The 15,635-nt window shown below is 55.5% G+C and carries 19 protein-coding genes; 6 read left to right on the top strand and 13 right to left on the bottom strand.

Going from position 1 to position 15,635, the window contains the following annotated elements; all coding sequences use genetic code 11:
* The first annotated feature begins 12 nt into the window (after positions 1-12).
* Entirely contained in the window at positions 13-1,077 is a 1,065-nt protein-coding gene (locus HOJ95_10830; protein MBT6395192.1) for an AI-2E family transporter, read from the top strand.
* 6 nt (positions 1,078-1,083) lie between these two features.
* On the opposite strand, the gene HOJ95_10825 is transcribed toward HOJ95_10830, so the two are convergent.
* The 3 genes from HOJ95_10825 to HOJ95_10815 all read right to left on the bottom strand — a co-directional run bounded on the left by HOJ95_10825 (position 1,084) and on the right by HOJ95_10815 (position 4,326).
* Positions 1,084-1,608, bottom strand: coding sequence for a cob(I)yrinic acid a,c-diamide adenosyltransferase (locus HOJ95_10825; GenBank protein ID MBT6395191.1), 525 nt, complete (start codon positions 1,606-1,608; stop codon positions 1,084-1,086).
* A 9-nt stretch (positions 1,609-1,617) separates the two neighbouring features.
* Entirely contained in the window at positions 1,618-2,679 is a 1,062-nt protein-coding gene (locus tag HOJ95_10820; GenBank protein ID MBT6395190.1) for a tartrate dehydrogenase, read from the bottom strand.
* Positions 2,680-2,754: 75 nt separating this feature from the next.
* Positions 2,755-4,326, bottom strand: coding sequence for a fused MFS/spermidine synthase (locus HOJ95_10815; GenBank protein MBT6395189.1), 1,572 nt, complete (start codon positions 4,324-4,326; stop codon positions 2,755-2,757).
* 172 nt (positions 4,327-4,498) lie between these two features.
* On the opposite strand from HOJ95_10815, the gene HOJ95_10810 reads away from it, so the two are divergent.
* From HOJ95_10810 to HOJ95_10800, 3 genes are all read left to right on the top strand, one after another.
* Complete coding sequence (locus HOJ95_10810; protein ID MBT6395188.1) at positions 4,499-5,185, top strand: 3-oxoacid CoA-transferase subunit A; 687 nt, start codon at positions 4,499-4,501, stop codon at positions 5,183-5,185.
* Complete coding sequence (locus HOJ95_10805; GenBank protein ID MBT6395187.1) at positions 5,133-5,849, top strand: 3-oxoacid CoA-transferase subunit B; 717 nt, start codon at positions 5,133-5,135, stop codon at positions 5,847-5,849. Before HOJ95_10810 ends, HOJ95_10805 begins: the two co-directional genes overlap by 53 nt.
* A gap of 96 nt (positions 5,850-5,945) precedes the next feature.
* Positions 5,946-6,374 carry a hypothetical protein gene (locus HOJ95_10800; protein ID MBT6395186.1) on the top strand — a complete coding sequence of 143 codons (429 nt, stop codon included), beginning with the start codon at positions 5,946-5,948 and terminating at the stop codon, positions 6,372-6,374.
* A 265-nt stretch (positions 6,375-6,639) separates the two neighbouring features.
* Here HOJ95_10800 and HOJ95_10795 read toward each other — a convergent pair whose 3' ends face one another.
* From HOJ95_10795 to HOJ95_10780, 4 genes are all read right to left on the bottom strand, one after another.
* Positions 6,640-7,248: a DUF3105 domain-containing protein gene (locus tag HOJ95_10795; GenBank protein MBT6395185.1), complete on the bottom strand. Its 609-nt coding sequence runs from the start codon at positions 7,246-7,248 to the stop codon at positions 6,640-6,642.
* Positions 7,178-7,498 (bottom strand): hypothetical protein, encoded by a 321-nt coding sequence (locus tag HOJ95_10790; GenBank protein ID MBT6395184.1) that lies wholly within the window; start codon positions 7,496-7,498, stop codon positions 7,178-7,180. The genes HOJ95_10795 and HOJ95_10790 overlap by 71 nt, the downstream gene beginning before the upstream one ends.
* Before the next feature lie 38 nt (positions 7,499-7,536).
* Complete coding sequence (gene bioF, locus HOJ95_10785; protein MBT6395183.1) at positions 7,537-8,748, bottom strand: 8-amino-7-oxononanoate synthase; 1,212 nt, start codon at positions 8,746-8,748, stop codon at positions 7,537-7,539.
* A gap of 109 nt (positions 8,749-8,857) precedes the next feature.
* Positions 8,858-9,121 carry a hypothetical protein gene (locus HOJ95_10780; protein ID MBT6395182.1) on the bottom strand — a complete coding sequence of 88 codons (264 nt, stop codon included), beginning with the start codon at positions 9,119-9,121 and terminating at the stop codon, positions 8,858-8,860.
* Positions 9,122-9,841: 720 nt separating this feature from the next.
* Here HOJ95_10780 and crcB point away from each other — a divergent pair.
* The gene (gene crcB, locus HOJ95_10775; GenBank protein MBT6395181.1) at positions 9,842-10,216 is read left to right on the top strand and encodes a fluoride efflux transporter CrcB; all 375 of its coding nucleotides are present in this window, start codon (positions 9,842-9,844) and stop codon (positions 10,214-10,216) included.
* Here the strand turns inward: crcB and HOJ95_10770 are convergent.
* Positions 10,196-11,113 (bottom strand): DMT family transporter, encoded by a 918-nt coding sequence (locus tag HOJ95_10770; protein MBT6395180.1) that lies wholly within the window; start codon positions 11,111-11,113, stop codon positions 10,196-10,198. The genes crcB and HOJ95_10770 overlap by 21 nt on opposite strands.
* A gap of 241 nt (positions 11,114-11,354) precedes the next feature.
* Between HOJ95_10770 and HOJ95_10765 the strand changes: the two genes are divergently transcribed.
* Positions 11,355-11,492 carry a hypothetical protein gene (locus HOJ95_10765; GenBank protein ID MBT6395179.1) on the top strand — a complete coding sequence of 46 codons (138 nt, stop codon included), beginning with the start codon at positions 11,355-11,357 and terminating at the stop codon, positions 11,490-11,492.
* A gap of 22 nt (positions 11,493-11,514) precedes the next feature.
* Here HOJ95_10765 and HOJ95_10760 read toward each other — a convergent pair whose 3' ends face one another.
* The 5 genes from HOJ95_10760 to mqnC form a co-directional block, all read right to left on the bottom strand.
* Entirely contained in the window at positions 11,515-12,183 is a 669-nt protein-coding gene (locus HOJ95_10760) for an MgtC/SapB family protein (GenBank protein MBT6395178.1), read from the bottom strand.
* Entirely contained in the window at positions 12,184-12,801 is a 618-nt protein-coding gene (locus HOJ95_10755; protein ID MBT6395177.1) for a DNA-binding protein, read from the bottom strand.
* A 124-nt stretch (positions 12,802-12,925) separates the two neighbouring features.
* A complete protein-coding gene (locus HOJ95_10750) occupies positions 12,926-14,215 on the bottom strand; it encodes an amidohydrolase family protein (GenBank protein ID MBT6395176.1) in 1,290 nt (429 codons plus the stop codon).
* Positions 14,202-14,447, bottom strand: a complete 246-nt coding sequence (locus HOJ95_10745; protein MBT6395175.1) for a hypothetical protein — start codon at positions 14,445-14,447, stop codon at positions 14,202-14,204. The genes HOJ95_10750 and HOJ95_10745 overlap by 14 nt, the downstream gene beginning before the upstream one ends.
* Before the next feature lies 1 nt (position 14,448).
* Positions 14,449-15,528, bottom strand: coding sequence for a dehypoxanthine futalosine cyclase (gene mqnC, locus HOJ95_10740; protein MBT6395174.1), 1,080 nt, complete (start codon positions 15,526-15,528; stop codon positions 14,449-14,451).
* Positions 15,529-15,635 lie beyond the last annotated feature (107 nt).

Here is a 15,635-nt window from a genome sequence, read left to right as displayed (position 1 = left end):
ACCATTTCGCGAATGAAAGAACAGGACGCACAACACCTGCTCACCTGGAAGCGCATCTGGCTCATCCTCATCCTGATAGGGACGATATGGCTGACCATTAGCGCGCGCGGGGCCCTATTTCCGATTGTCGTCTCTTTTATCCTCGCCTATCTTCTGAACCCGGTAGTCAAAATCATGGAGGAGAAAAAAATTCCCCGGACGGCGGGGATCCTCATCCTCCTGCTCACTCTCGGGATTTCCATTTTCCTCCTCTGGGTGGCCCTTGCGCCGCTTGTCGAAAAACAGATTGTCACCTTCAGCAATCGGCTGCCCGGATACATAGAAGTTTTAGAAGGTTGGCTTGAGGCTGCCCTGATTCGTCTTCAGGTAGCGCGACCCGAGGCGACAAAAAAGTTTTTGTCTGAAAACCTCGCGGCCCTGGGCCAGCTTCCCCTTGACGCCATACGATCGGGCGGAAGCTTTTTGCTCAAAACCGGGCGGGGCCTTTTCTCTCTCGTTATCGGCATGGCATTTTTGGCCCTGATACCGATCCTCACCTTCTACATCCTCCGCGACTTTGGAGAGTTCACTAAGGGATTTTACAAAAACATTCCCCCTCGCTACCGGAATGAAGTCCACAAACGCCTCAATCAGCTCGACGAAATGCTCGGCTCTTTCATCCGTGGCCAGCTCATCGTCGGCCTTACTCTATCGGTGCTCTATACGCTGGGTTTATATCTCGCCGACGCACCTTTTTGGCTTCTACTGGGAATCCTCACCGGCATGGCGAGCATCTTCCCCTATGTCGAATGGATAGTCGGTCTTCCGATCACCCTCGCCTTCACCGCGATTCAACACCAGGACTGGACACATCCAATCTCTGTTCTCATCGTATTCGCGATCATCTCACCGGCGGCAGGTATGTTTCTTGTCCCGCGTGTCATCGGCGGACGGGTGGGACTTCACCCCGTCGTGGTGATATCGGCGATTCTGATCGGAAGCGAATTGATGGGTTTTGTCGGCATCCTGCTGGCAGTGCCGCTCGCCGCGGCAATCAAGGTGGGCATCGAACTCGTGCGCGAGCAGTATCTCGGGTAGGCCTCCCTACTCTGGCACTTCAATCCCTCGGTCTGCGGCGCGGGCCATCAAGAATACCAAATCGGATAAGCGATTCACAAATACAAGTAGGTCCCGGTTGTCGATAAAACCCTCTTCTTGAAGATGCGAGCACCTGCGCTCGGCGCGACGAATGAATGTCGTGGCCAGATCGAGCGCGGCACCGGATTGTGTATCCCCCGATATAACCCAATCGGTTATCTGGATAACTTTTTCATAGCGCGCGATCTGCCCCATCGCCCAATCGACCAGCTCCGGGCCGGGGCGCTCTTTGAGACGATGGACCTTTCCCCTGAGGGTGGCCACCTCACTGCTCACCAAGAATAAATCTTTTTGGATTTTGAGAATTTCAGGTGCCAACCACGCCGGGACCTGCGAGCGCGCAAGACCAAGCGCCGCCTTGGCTTCATCTAGCGCACCCAATGCCTCGACCTGAGGCGAGCTTTTTGCGGCCCGGTCGCCGAACCAGAGATCGGTCCCCCCGTCGTCCCCGCGCCCCGTCGTAATGGACATGCCGCGCTCCTAAAGCCGTTTGATGATGTCGTTGGCGGCCTGGCGCGTATTGGCATCGCCGCCCAGATCGCGGGTACGGTGGCCGCCCGCCAGATGCGCGCGCACGGCGGCGTCCACCCTTTTGGCAGAGCGGCTCTCGCCCAGATGATCGAGCATCATCGCCGAGGCGAACATCGTCGCCACCGGATTGGCGATTCCCTTGCCCATGATGTCGGGGGCAGAGCCGTGCACGGGCTCGAAAAAACCAGGAAATCCTGCGGCGCCGATATTGGCGCTGGGCGCGACGCCGAGGCCGCCAACAATGCCTGCACCCAGATCCGTCAGGATATCGGCAAAAAGATTACTTGCCACCACCACATCGAAAATCTCAGGCCTGCGCACGAACTCAAGGGCTGCGGCATCGACAAGGAACTTGGCGGTTTTAATTTTTTTATAGCGCGGGCGCGCAGCAACTTCTTCAAATACTTCATCCCAAAGTACAAGTGTGTAGCCCTGGGCATTCGATTTGGTGACGTTGGTAACGTGCTTTCTTTTTCGTTTTAGCGCCGCCTCGAAAGCCGCTTTGATAATTCGCTCGCAGCCCTGCCGGGTGAAGATGCAATTCTGAATCGCTATCTCAGTCGGAAAACCCTCGTAGTGCCGCCCACCGGCGGGGCTATATTCGCCCTCGACGTTTTCCCTGAAAAACAGCATATCGATATCGCCGGGGCCATATCCCTTGAGCGGCGCCTCTAACCCCTCGAAAAGAATAATCGGCCTTACATTGATGTAGAGGTCAAACGCCCGTCGGATGGGGAGCAAAAGCTGCTGCAGGGTAATGTGATCCGGTATATCAGGCCGCCCAACCGCCCCGAGAAGAATCGTATCGTGTTTCGCCAGCTTATCGAGATAGTTCTCAGGGGCCATGCGGCCTGTCTTGTGATAAAAATCGCTCCCCCAGGGATAGCGGGTGAATTCGAACTTGAGCCCGCGTTCAATCTTCGAGAGCGCCTTGAGCATGCGAACGGATTCGTTAACGACCTCGGTTCCGATGCCGTCTCCGGGAAGCAGAGCAATGCGGTGCTTAGCCATGGGGGTGCCCTTTATCAAAAGGCCTCAGGGCTGAGAGCCTGCGAGGCTATAGCAGCCCGAGAGACGCAGATTTTTCTAAAGTCCCAGGTTAATCAGATACTCCACCGGGGCGTACTCATCAGTCATTACGGGTCCATAGACGCGAGGCGAGGGCGCCTCGACACGGGCCTTTCTGGCGAACTCAAGCTCAGGATTGGTCTCAATTTGCGCTAAAAACTTACGACGAAGATCTGGGTCGCGATCCCGGAAGGCCAGCAGGAGAACATTCTGCGCATAGGCGGGCAGATGCGGGTCCACGCTGTAGACAAGTATCTCAGGGAAAACAGCGGCCATCGTCCGATAAACGGAGGCAAATATCGTCCCGCCGGGGCCAGTGCGTGCGGCGATGAGATTCAAGAGCATCGCTCCTCCGGGAGCAAGGCGGTCTCGCGCCTCGGCAAAAAACTCGCGCGTCACCAGGTGTGAGGGAATGTTCCTCAAGCCCCGATAAGCGTCACCCACGATAAAATCCCACTTGCCTTTCGAGCGCTTTAACGTACTCCGCCCATCACCGTTTTCGATTTTGATTTTTGGATACTTATCCAACCGGAAGTATTTTCGGCCAATCGCACTCACATCCGGGTCAAGCTCTGCGACGAGCACTTCGGCCTCGGGCCGGAGCAGGTGAAGCGCCTTGGGCATCGTGAACGCGCCGCCGCCAATGAAAAACATCCGCCGGATATTAGGCACCGCCACCGGGCCAAGCTTCAAAAACTGGGTGTACCGAAAAAACGTGGCGGTATCGTCACCAATCACCATTGCCCCTTCTGGCTGATAGTCGAGATAAAGCTGGCGCACGTCTTTGCCATCTTCTTTTTTCTCAACAACGCGGAGGGTGTGGTACATGTTCTCCTGAAAATGGACCGTCTGCTTGGTCAAGCCAGGGGGGCTACCCGACCAGGCCGCACCGGCGAGAATCGAGCTACAACCAAAAACAAGAACGCTCTGAAGATTTCGCGAATTCAAATTCTTCACATCGCCAAACAGATAGATACCGATGCCGCCGACCGCCGCCAGCGCGATGGCCGTCGCTACGAAAATGGCATTCAGACCAAAGGCAGGAATCAGCAAAAAACCGGTGATGAATGTGCCAAAGATGCTCCCGGCAGTGGACCATGTGAAAAGGTTTCCAGCCACTGTGCCAAGCGTCTCATCTCCGCGGGCCGAGAGTTTTACCGCGTAGGGGGTAAGCGCCGCGAGGACACAAGCTGGCGCCGAGAATAGGAGCAGCCCGCCAAAGATGGGCCCCGAGCGCAGGTTCAGCCCCTTTTCTAGTGTGGGTAAAAGCGCCGCCCGCAAAAATGGCACCAACGCCACCAGACCCGCGCCGACCACCATAATCATGAAAAAAACTTTGAAAGAGGGGTTCCTGTCCGCCATACGGCCACCAATGGCGTACCCCACCGCAAGGGCGGCGAGAATGATCCCGATCATGGAAGTCCAGGTGTAGAGCGTGTTTCCAAAATGGGGGGCCAGCACACGTCCAGCCGCTATTTCGATGACTAGTATTGAGCCGCCCGATAGAAAAACCGAAAGATAAAGGTAGAGCCCCTTGAGCCCGCTTGCCTCCCCGCCAGATGCCGCATCGTTCGCATTACTTTTTGCCATGTCTTCCTCGCATGAATGGATTGAGCGGCCACACTTTATGGCAGGGCGGGCGTGCAGGCAACCGGCGGCATAAAACACCTCGGTCTCTGGATTTTTCAGCGCCAATCCCGCATAAATAGCGAACCACTATTTTTAAAGAGGAATTTATCCGTTGTCCGATGAACACCCCGCAGTGCAAGACAAAGTGTGGTCCGGGTCGGCCGCCGCCATTGCCAATATCTCCGACGGGGCGACCATTCTCCTCGGCGGCTTCGGCGGGGTGGGCGTCCCCGAAAATATCCTGGTCGCCATGGCGGACCACCCGGCCAAAGAGCTGACCATCGTCACCAACCACGCAGGTTTTGGCGAGCGCGGCCTCGCCGTTCTTTTCCGGCAGGGAAAAATTCAAAAGCTCATATGCACCTACGCCTTCCACCGGAGCGCCTTCGTGTTCCGCGAGATCTATATGGAAGGAAAGATCGAGCTCGAACAAATCCCCCAGGGCACCATGGCCGAGCGAATCCGGGCGGCGGGGGCGGGCATCCCCGCCTTCTACACCCCTACCGGCCCCGGCACCCAAGCCGCCGAGGGAAAAGAAAGCCGCACCTTCGGAGGCCGAGAGGCGCTTCTTGAATACGCCCTGCCCGGCGATGTGGCGATCATCAAAGCCCACACAGGGGATCGGTTGGGCAACCTCACCTACCGCGGCACGGCGGCAAACTTTAATCCTGTCATGGCAACGGCAGCCAAAATCACCATCGCCGAGGTGGAAGTCATCGTCGAGCCGGGAGATATCGCACCCGAGAGTGTCCACACGCCTAGTGTTTATGTTGATCGCGTCGTTTTGGGAGAAGACCTTGAGCTCCGATCAGAAACTTAAACAATCCGCGCTGACGCCAGCCGACATAGCCCGCCGCGTCGCTCGGGAGATTCTTGCCGGAGCTGTGGTCAACCTCGGCATCGGCATTCCGACCCTGGTGGCCAATTACGTCGAGGCCGCCCGCGGGGTGATGTTCATGGCTGAGAACGGCATCCTCGGGGCAGGGCCACTCCCAGAGCCCGGCACGGAGGACAAGGATTTAATCAACGCCTCGCGCGAGCCTGTCACGGCGATACCCGGCGCAGCAATTTTCGGGCACGCCGATGCTTTTGCCATGATACGAGGCGGGCATGTGGACATCGCCGTGCTTGGTGCGCTTCAGGTATCGGCACAAGGGGATCTTGCGAACTGGACGGTGCCCGGCGCCGGAAAGGGCGGCATCGGCGGGGCCATGGACCTTGCGGCAGGCGCGGGCGGCGTATTCGCCATCATGACCCACCTGATGAAAGACGGCGGGCTCAAACTGCTAGAGGAGTGCTCCTACCCCCTGACGGCCTCTCGTGTTGTGAAAAAACTTTTCACCGACATTGCTTTCATCGAATTCACCCCAGAGGGCCCGTTGCTACGAGAGGTGGCGGCGGGACTCACCGCCGAGGAGGTCCAAAGCGTGAGCGAGCCCCGGCTTCTCATCGCAGAGCCCCTCGGCACGATGCGGCCCGAATAATCCGGGCGTACACTCAAAATACCACTTGCTCTGAAATACGAGAAAAACAATGATACTTGGGCTAACCGTCACCACCCCAAGAACCAAGGAGAAAACATGAACTACAGCATTGGAAATGTCATCGTCACATCGATCCACGTCATCAGCGCCATCCTCGCCGTCGGCGGGGTAGCTTTTTTAAAATTCGTGGCACTCCCCTACATGGAAAGCCTGCCTGAGGACGAGAAACAAAAATGCATGGCCGCCCTTCGCGCCAAATTCGTTCCTATTCTGCACGGCTCATTCGCCATGCTTGTTCTCACGGGCATTCACCACATCACCCGGCTCATTCGCACCGGGGTGGGCATTCCGCACGCCCTCATCACTAAAATCGTCCTCGCCCTGATCATCATCTTCATCGGGGTCGCACTCACGTCGAAAACGGGCTTTGAGGGCTTTAAAGCCAAGCGCGGCACGATGCTCACGATCAACCTCGTACTCGCGGCAATCGTCGTATTTCTTGGGATATTAGTGACACACGGCTAGAATTCTTTGGACAAGCAATCCACCGGGAATGGTATTTTTCCAGAAATTCGCGGAGGTTTTTTGGTGCTCTTCGATTATTTTGAGAGCGTCCATTTGAGGTGAAAGATCACACCCTAATTCAAATGGCACTCGAATATAGTTATCCAATCAAGGGTATCCATATTTCTCTCTAGTTTGTGGTAAGGATTGTTAATTACGCAACAAACGAGAACAGAATATTTTATATATTTATGTTTATGAAAATTAGTATTAGCGACAACCTCTTTTAGCGAACCCGGTTTTCAGGCCCGCGGCCCCGGAAAAGATCGATGAACGTTGCCGCCTCGGCTTGGTTAAATTTTTCGAGGCGCAGTTTCTTGACCCAGGCCGTCAACACAATTGTCTGACCGATGCCTGCCGACGGAGCGACGATGACACCGTCCCAAGGGCCCGAATAGAGCGACACCCAGGAGCGAAGCGTTTCAAGAACCTTCTCGCCGGGCTTGTCGTAGTAGATGACAACGTTGCCGTGCTCAAGCGCGTGAACGAGCTTTGTGGGTTTCTGGCGCTCCGTATAAAATCCCGTTTGGGTAGGTCTTGGGTCGTGCGATCCCGAGGTGGGATAGGCGTCTTGGTAATTTTGATTCTGGCCGGCCCGCAAATGGGTCCTTCCCTTTGAAGCAACAGTCTTGATCTTTTCGGTAACCGATTTCCCAGAGGCCGCTTCTTTTAGAAAAGTATTTTCCACAGACTGTGAATTCCAATAATAATATCCGATGCCCGCCACTATCAAAACAATAGCGGCAATGGCAATTACATTTCCGTTATCTTTTTTTTGTGCTGTCTGGTTCTTTCGTTGCTTTCCCGATTTTGAGCTGGATTTCGATTTCGACATGAAGAGATTTCCTTAAAGTATTTAAAAAAAGCGGCAACCATTTTCCTACATCGTTAACAATTACAACCCCAATGCCTCGGCAATATTCCCGCTCAGGATAGCGGAAATATCCTCTAGTGGAAAATCGAGGGCGAGAATACTCTCTACATGCACCTTGATATCGGCGCCATTGTGCATCTCCTGGGGGAAATCGGTTCCCAGGCATAGCCGCCTCGGACATAAAATGATGATGGGCGGTGATGACCGGCATCTTGAGCTCTCCTGTCATTGAAATAAAATTCCGATGCCTCAGACCTTTTGCGGCCCGATACCCAGCTTCTTTATCCCGCTTTCAAGCGCATCGAGAACATGGCCAATCTGCGCCGCAGTGTGGGTGGCGGTAAGCGTCGCCCGGAGGCGGCAGGTTCCCTCGGGCACAGTCGGCGGACGAATCGCCAGCAGAAACACACCGGCATCAAGCATATGATCAGCAAGCGCAAGTGCATCCTTGGCCTCCCCGACAATGATCGGAAAAATCGGCACCTCTGCATCCCCAGACCGCCCCGGCATCTCGAACCCCATTTCCTCAAGCCCGGCACGAAACACCCCGCAAAGATCGGCCAGCCGCCCGCGCCGCCGCGCCCCCTCCTCGCCCGAGGCAAGCTCAATAGCAGCCCCCGCCGCCGCCAGCACGCCTGGAGGCAGCGCAGTGGAATAGATAAACGTCCGGGCGCGATTAACGAGATAATCGATCACCTCAAAATCCGAGCAGGCAAAAGCGCCATAGGAGGCCAGCGCCTTACCAAGCGTTCCCATCGATACACCGACGCCCGACTGAACGCCAAAATGCGCCGCAGCGCCTTTCCCCTCAGGCCCAATAACACCCGTCGCGTGGGCCTCATCCACGAGCAGTATTGCGTCATGGCACTCGGCAAGAGCCGCCAAATCATCGAGGGGGGCGAGATCACCATCCATGCTGAACACGCCATCCACAACGATAAGCCGCCGACGCGCGCCAGTGGCCTTATCTAATTTATCTTCGAGATCGTTCATGTCGCTGTGCGCAAAAACATGCACTTTGGCCCGACTGAGGCGGCAACCATCAGTAATACTCGCGTGGTTGAGTTTATCGCTGAAAATGGCATCGCCCTCGCCAGCGAGACTGGAGATAAGACCCAGGTTCGCAAGAAAACCCGAGCCAAACAGGATGGCCGCTTCTTTGTCCTTGAATTGGGCAAGCTGCCGGGAAAGCGCTTCGTGCGGCTCCATGTAACCGGAGATAAGCGGGCTCGCGGCGGCGCTTGAGCCCCACTCACTAGCAGCTTTGGCGGCGGCATCGGCAAGCGCAGGATGATCTGCCAGGCCAAGATAGTTGTTACCAGCAAGATGAATGACTTCGCGGCCCTCAAAATGAATCAAGGGCCCCTGAGCGCCAGAGAGGAGCCGGAGCTTGCGGCGCAGGTTACTGTCGGACAATGCACCGAGATCCTCGAGGATCGAATCGCGCCAGTTGGTTGCCATTTTCTGAAAGTTATCTGAACCGGACATGGTTCAATTCTAGTCACTGCCCGGACAAAGAGAAAGGGCCCGGACCAACAGGCCCGAGCCCTTCTATCGGAAGAAAATCTCGCTACTTATACAGATCGCTTTTTTCCTCAAGACGCTTTTTTTTTCGCTCCTCGGCTTCATCCAAAGAACGAATCAGATACCGCATCCACTCGGGTACCATTTCTTTTTTATCTACAGATTCGGCATGCGCCTCAACATGGCTTTTCTCTTTCAACACGCTAGCTGGCATATTCAATTCCTCTTTTTTCTTATTATTAGGCGCGGATATTTTTTTCTCTTCGTGCTGGCTATCTTTCTCACTGCGGAAGAGAGAAGCCTGGCTCATACTCCAACCCTCCTTAACAAATGCGACTAACACAAATCCTAGCCGCTTCCAAACGATGACAACCATTGCCACCGCCTTTATTTAAATATGTATTTAGGAAGAATAAAATGATGTATCTTGCGTTACTCACGCAAAGTGACGCGACACACTTTTATGCTTTGGACTATGAAGGAGATTACTTTTCGGCGAGGGGTTTTTAGGCCGAGCTCCGTTTGGAGCCCGACTAAAAAGTGCGCTACGAGAATATAGGAACAGAATTCATTTGATCTAATTAGGAGATGTCCCGTTAAGGATTAACGGTTCCGCCTCTTTATTACATCGCTCTTCGAATGCCTCAGAAAAATTACCCATTCAGGCAATTTCTGAAACCCGAGGCTACCAGTAATGTAATTATCTGCCTGCGCCTCCTCGCGCTTGGCCCATCTGTTCTGCTTGTTTGACCTGTCTCTTCCTTGAGTCGGTGTCCTCAAATACATTTTCCTACTCCTTCCCTGGAGTTAAGTGGCTCTGCCTCGCTTCTTAAAAATCCCTTAGGCATCGCGCCTATGACATTCATATCGACGGGATACGGGATAGATTGAGTGACGCGGCTCACTAACTTGCCGGATATCGAAAAAAGTGCGATTTTTAGGCGAATTTACCTGAATGCAAAGGTTTTCGAGGCTGTGGCCGGGGATAAAATCCGGGCGTGAGCCACCTGGTTTATTGATGAGGAAGCTAATGCTCGACTGGCTATGGGTGGCTATCGGAGGAGCGGCAGGAAGCATGATGCGCTACGGCACGGTCATCGCCGTCCAGCGCATGACGAAGGGCGAGTTTCCCCTCGCCACCCTGGCGGTGAATATTGTGGGCTCTTTCATTATTGGATGGCTCGCTTTCCTGGTGCTTGAGCGCGATTTCATGTCGGTAGAGGCTCGGCTTGTCGTCATGGTCGGCGTACTCGGCGGGTTCACTACTTTTTCGACTTTCAGCCTCGAAACGCTCCGGCTTCTTCAAGGGGGTGGATGGTCGGCAGCGGCAGCGAACATCGCGCTATCGGTTGCGGGCAGCCTGCTTGCCGCCTGGGCCGGTTTCTCAATCGCCTCGGCCACCTGACACCAGCTTCTTCTTACCGCCGCCTCCCCACCGGGCTGCAACTAAACCACCTGCCACGATAGATACCATTCCGGCGGCGGTGAACTCGCCGATTGGTTTTCCAAGAATCAGCCAAAGGAAAAAAGCCGCGAGGAACGGCGCGAGATATGACAAGGTCCCGAGCAAGGCCACCTCGTCCCCGGATACAGCTCTCTCCCAGGCGAGTATTGCGACACCAACCGCAATGGCGCCCAAATAGAAAATACCTCCCCATGCGGCGGGCCCGGGCACCTCGGGCCAAGCGACACCAGGCGGGGCCGCAACGAGCAGCCAGACAATAGAGAGCCCGACGCTTAAAATCGATGCGGGAAGGAGAAACTCGCGACCCCCGCCCCATTTACTCAAAAGAACTGTATAGCTTGACCATGCCGTGGCACTTGCGAGCGCAAATCCGTATCCCAGCGCATGACGGCTCTCAAACACAGCCGCCTGCCCACCTACCACCAGCACAGCACCACCGGCGCCGAGCAGCGCGCCCACTGCAATCGCCGGCCGAAAAGGCTCCCTGAGCACTACCCAGGCCAGGAGCACAATAAAAAGCGGCCACAGATAATTAATTAAAATCGCCTCGACAATCGGTGCGCGCTGAATTGCCTCAAAATAAAAAGCATGGAAAAAGAAAAGACCCCAGAGACCAAGTAGCCGTCCGCGCCAACGGGCGCGGGACGCCTCGGGCTCGGAAACGGACGGCAACCCCATAAAAGGAGGCAGATAGGCGAATACCAGCGAGGAGGCGACAAAAGCCCCGGTGAGCACCCAGGCCGGATGTGTCTGGCTCAGCGAGCCTCCCGCAACTGTGGGAAGCAAGCCCCAGCATAAAATTGCGAGAAAACCCCAGCCCAACGTTCGTGTTTGCATGATTACCCCGACCGCTTTTAGATGCCGACCCGACTGCCTATAATCATTCCACCGAAATCATATGGAAGTTTAACGCTTTTCATTGGGCCAAAGGCCCCGGCCCGCAAAGGAGATTGATATGAGTGAGAGAGCAGATTTTCGAAAATATTACCGCGACGCCCACGCAACAGATCTACTCACCGACCGCGAAAAGTCCCTCATCGGTATCGCCGTCGCCATCGTGCGCAACTGCCAGCCTTGAGTGGACCACCGCCTGGCGGCCGCCGGGAAAGCAGGAATCGCAGAAGATGTGCTCGACGCCACGTTCGATATCACCACCGCCGTCATGGCCGGAATCGGCCAGAGCATGAACCAGCGCTACAAAGATTCTCTGAAATAAAAAAGAGTTCAAAAAGATCGGGCTAGCGCACCTCGGCGCGGAGCACGCCGTCTCTGCGGGTGATGGCCTCCACCAGGCGGGGCGGCTCAAAATCCCGGGGGGCGGCGATTTGCATCCGTATTCTCATCTCGCCGCTTTCGAGATTTTTTTTCACATCAATTTCACGCACATCACATCGCTCTTTGGAGAGAATGTCCTCGAACTCGGGAATGATCGATTCCTCATCCTCGCCGCTCACATAAATTTCCACTACTTTAAAGCTTCGCCGGGCAGAAATTCGCCGACCTACTTTTTTAAGAACGCCAAGCGAAATGAGCATGATCACCACCGCCGCAACCGCCTCGACATGGAAACCAGCACCGACGGCAAGGCCAATTCCCGCCGTCGTCCAAATGCTCGCCGCCGTCGTCAGCCCCCGGACAGAGGCGCCCATTCTCATAATCGCGCCTGCACCCAGAAAACCGATGCCGCTAACAACCTGGGCCGCAATGCGACCGGGATCGCTCGTCGGGCTTCCATCGCCAATGCGCATGGAAACTTCCATTATCAGAGCGGAACCGAGGCAAAGGATTATATGGGTGCGCAGCCCGGCGGGCTGGTTGTTACGCTCGCGCTCCAGGCCAATGAGGCCGCCCAGAACGGCGGCTTCAATCAGCCGGAGAACAAAACTAACCTGCTCGGGTGTGAGCATTTATTTTTTCCCGTGAGGGCTTGGTCGCGCCTTGCGCCGAGCAACCTCTTTGCTGATATCGGCCTTTGACATGCCATCAGTCGGGATGCCGTAGATCTCGCCCACTTTCGTCTGCTTATCCATCAGGCGCATGAAAGCAAGATTATCGATCTCGGCAATCACCATCTCGCAGGTGCTGAAAATGGTGCACCCCTCGACGAGATGTCCGCCAAAACAGGTCCCCTCGGGGCGGCCCATCGATATCGTTGCATGGGCGTGCAGGTAGGTCTCGCCCTTTTCGGTCTGAGTAATGTTGCCACTCATCTGGAGCAATTCGAGCGGGCCCTCAATTGGTGTGAAGATCCGGCACTCATCGTTGATGGGCCAAGGATTGGGAAACTGCCAAACGTTCCGAAGCGTTGCCCTTTGAAGGCTCGCCGCCACACTGACGATTACCCCGGCCTTCACGCCTTTTTCCTTGCAGATTTTCACCGTAGTGCCATAGAGATCGTCTCCCGGCGCCATCCGCACAGCGAGAACGCGCCCGAAATTCGCCTCGGCCACATCGTAGCGCGGCGTACGGGTTTTCCAGTTGCTATCATCAAAAATCACTTCCTTTGCAGATTTTTTCTTTGCCATCAAAATATCCTTTCATGTAAAAATTTAGTCCCGACGGGACATAAAGATCAAAAAATCCCAATCCATCCTTTGAATTGAGAAAACCCTATTCTAGTCCCGAAGGGAGAACTTGAAAACAGCGGCGCTAATCGCCACGCTCAAATCGTATAACACCGTCCGATACTGTCGTGCGAACTCTTGCCGCCGGGTGGAAGATATCAGCAAGCTCAGGCTCATCTTTTCCGGGCGGCGGCTCAACGACAGCGAAATCCGCCACCCCGCCGGGGACAATTCGCCCCACTCCTTCTTGCCTGAATCCGAGCACTTCAGCGCCCGCCACTGTGCACATCTCAAGAAGCACCTCGGGGCTCAGTTCAGGGTCCGCCTCCCAAAGCGCAGCCGCCTCCTCAAGCACCGAAAGCGAAGGGCTACTCGCTCGGCTATCCGTACCCAGACATAAATTCAGCCCCGCCAGCCGCATGCCAGCGGCGTCGGCAAAAGGGTGTCCCAAGTGCACGGCCGAGCGCGGACAAAGACAGACGCAAACACCAGCCTCGGCCAGAAGAGCCCAATCCGCCTCATCCGTCTGGTTGCAGTGGACCGCCAAATCAATTCCTGCTAGCGCACCACCATCCGATAGATATCGGACAGGTGAGGAATTAGCAGACTCAAAATCCACCGTGGGGCTACCCAGCGCCTCATGCATTTCGGCAAGCGGACCATCTCCCCCATTGATAAATCGAGCCTCCTCAGGGCTCTCGGCAAGATGCGTGACAGTGGGCCATCCGTTTTCTCGGGCAGCTTTGAGCGCAGAGCGATAGAGACAAAGCGACGTGGTGTAGGGCGCATGTGGGCTTACCCCGAACCGCAGGGCACTCGTGTCGGGCACCGCATCGCCTAGCACTCTACTCTCGACAATCTTATCCGCCTCGGCAGATAAAAGCCCTAACACTTCTTTAAAGACAATCCCCTTCATCCCCAGATCTGACATTATCCGCCGGCTATGTCCCGAGGCCGATATATCGCCCACACAGGTGACACCCACCTCGAAGGAGGCGGCCACGCCCAGACTTGATGAGGAAAGAAAAAGATGAGGCGGCCAGCCCCGCGTCTCCCGTACAAGGCCTACGATCCACTCACCCATCGGGGCGGGCTCAATTCGTGCGCCACTCAACTCTAAATGGGTATGGGCATTCACAAGGCCTGGGATAAGTATTGCCCGGCCAAAACCTCTCTCTTGGACCACTTGCCCCGGCGACAGAATCTCCTCTGGCAAACCCAGAGCCTCAACGCGCCCGCCACGAGTGAGGACAGCGCCACCCCTTATCGGCGGAGAGCCGACAGGACAGACCAAATCCGCCTGCCAAAGATATCTAGTTTCAAAAGAAGGCTGAGCTTGACGGGTGCCGTTCGCCTTGCCGCTAGCGTGGGTCATAAAATCTGCGGGGCCTTAGAAAAACCGATTTTTTGCCCGCTTTGTAGGCATACGCCGCCCGCCTGAGGCCGGCCAAATCAACCTCCCAGCGCCAGTCATCGAGTTGGCTCAAATTTCGGAGGCGGTGGGACTCGCGCGCGCACAATAGCGCGCACACCATCAGCAAGAAAATTCCTCCTGTCGGGAGCATTAACACACCGAAGATCCCCAGAGCAGCAGCAAGAAAAGTCATTTTAAATTAACTCATAGAAAAAGTTGCGGCGCCGGGGCTCAAAACCCGCCGCCTGGGCCATGCGGTGAAGGTCGGGCTCGTTTAAACAATGAACCGTTCCCGCCGAGCTGACAACGTTTTCCTCAAGCATGGTTGAACCCATGTCATTCGCCCCGAAACGAAGCGATAGCTCGCCAACCTTCATTCCTTGCGTCACCCAGGAAGACTGCACGTTGTCGATGTTATCGAGATAGAGTCGGCTAATGGCGAGGGTGCGCAGATACTCGCTACTCCCCACCGTCTGCGCCTTGAGCGCCGCGGCACCGTCATTTTGAAACGTCCAACAGATAAAAGCCGTGAAGCCGCCAGTTTCGTCCTGAAGAGCGCGCAGTCGATCAAGATGCTCGATACGCTCTTCGGGTGTTTCAACATGCCCGAACATCATCGTCGCCGAGGAGCGCACACCAAGCCGGTGCGCCTGGCGCATAACGTCGAGCCAGCCACCTGAGTCCACTTTCAGGCGGGCGATCTTTTGGCGCACACGGTCCACCAGAATCTCGCCGCCGCCGCCCGGTATCGAATCAAGTCCGGCCTCCCTAAGACGCGAAATAACTCTCTCGTAGGGCATGTCCTCAAGCTTTGAGATGTGATGAATCTCGGGCGGGCTCAACGCATGGAGATGAAGATCCGGATACTCGGTCTTCATCCACCGGAAAAGATCTTCATACCACTCGATACGAAGATCGGGATGATGCCCACCCTGGAGAAGAATCTGCTTGCCGCCTGCTGCATAAAGACCATCTAGTTTTTCCCGTATTTCATCTTTTGTGCGGATATAGCTTTCGGGATGATCTCCCGGTGGGCGATAGAATGCGCAGAACGTGCAATACACATCACACACATTCGTGTAGTTGATGTTGCGGTCGATACAGTAGGTGATGATGCCCTCGGGATGTTTTCGGGCGCGAACCTCGTCCGCCGCCGCGCCAAGGGCAGCCAAATCATCACCCTCTAAAAGAGCAAGACCTTCCTCGAATGAAAGCCGCTCGCCACTCGCCCCTTTTTCCAGCGCCTCATAAAACGCCGTCGTTGCCGTTGTCATTCCACCTCTCTCAAAGGAAATTTCTCTAAACAAAACAGATAGATAATCAGCCGCCACCTCGATGAACAGCTAGCCACCAACAAAGCGTGTGTCCTAATTATAGAGCC

The organism is Nitrospinaceae bacterium (genome assembly GCA_018669005.1).
Classification (GTDB): Bacteria; UBA8248; UBA8248; order UBA8248; family UBA8248; genus UBA8248.
Note: the sequence above shows the minus strand (reverse complement) of the source record. Positions and strands in the feature narration are given on the sequence as shown.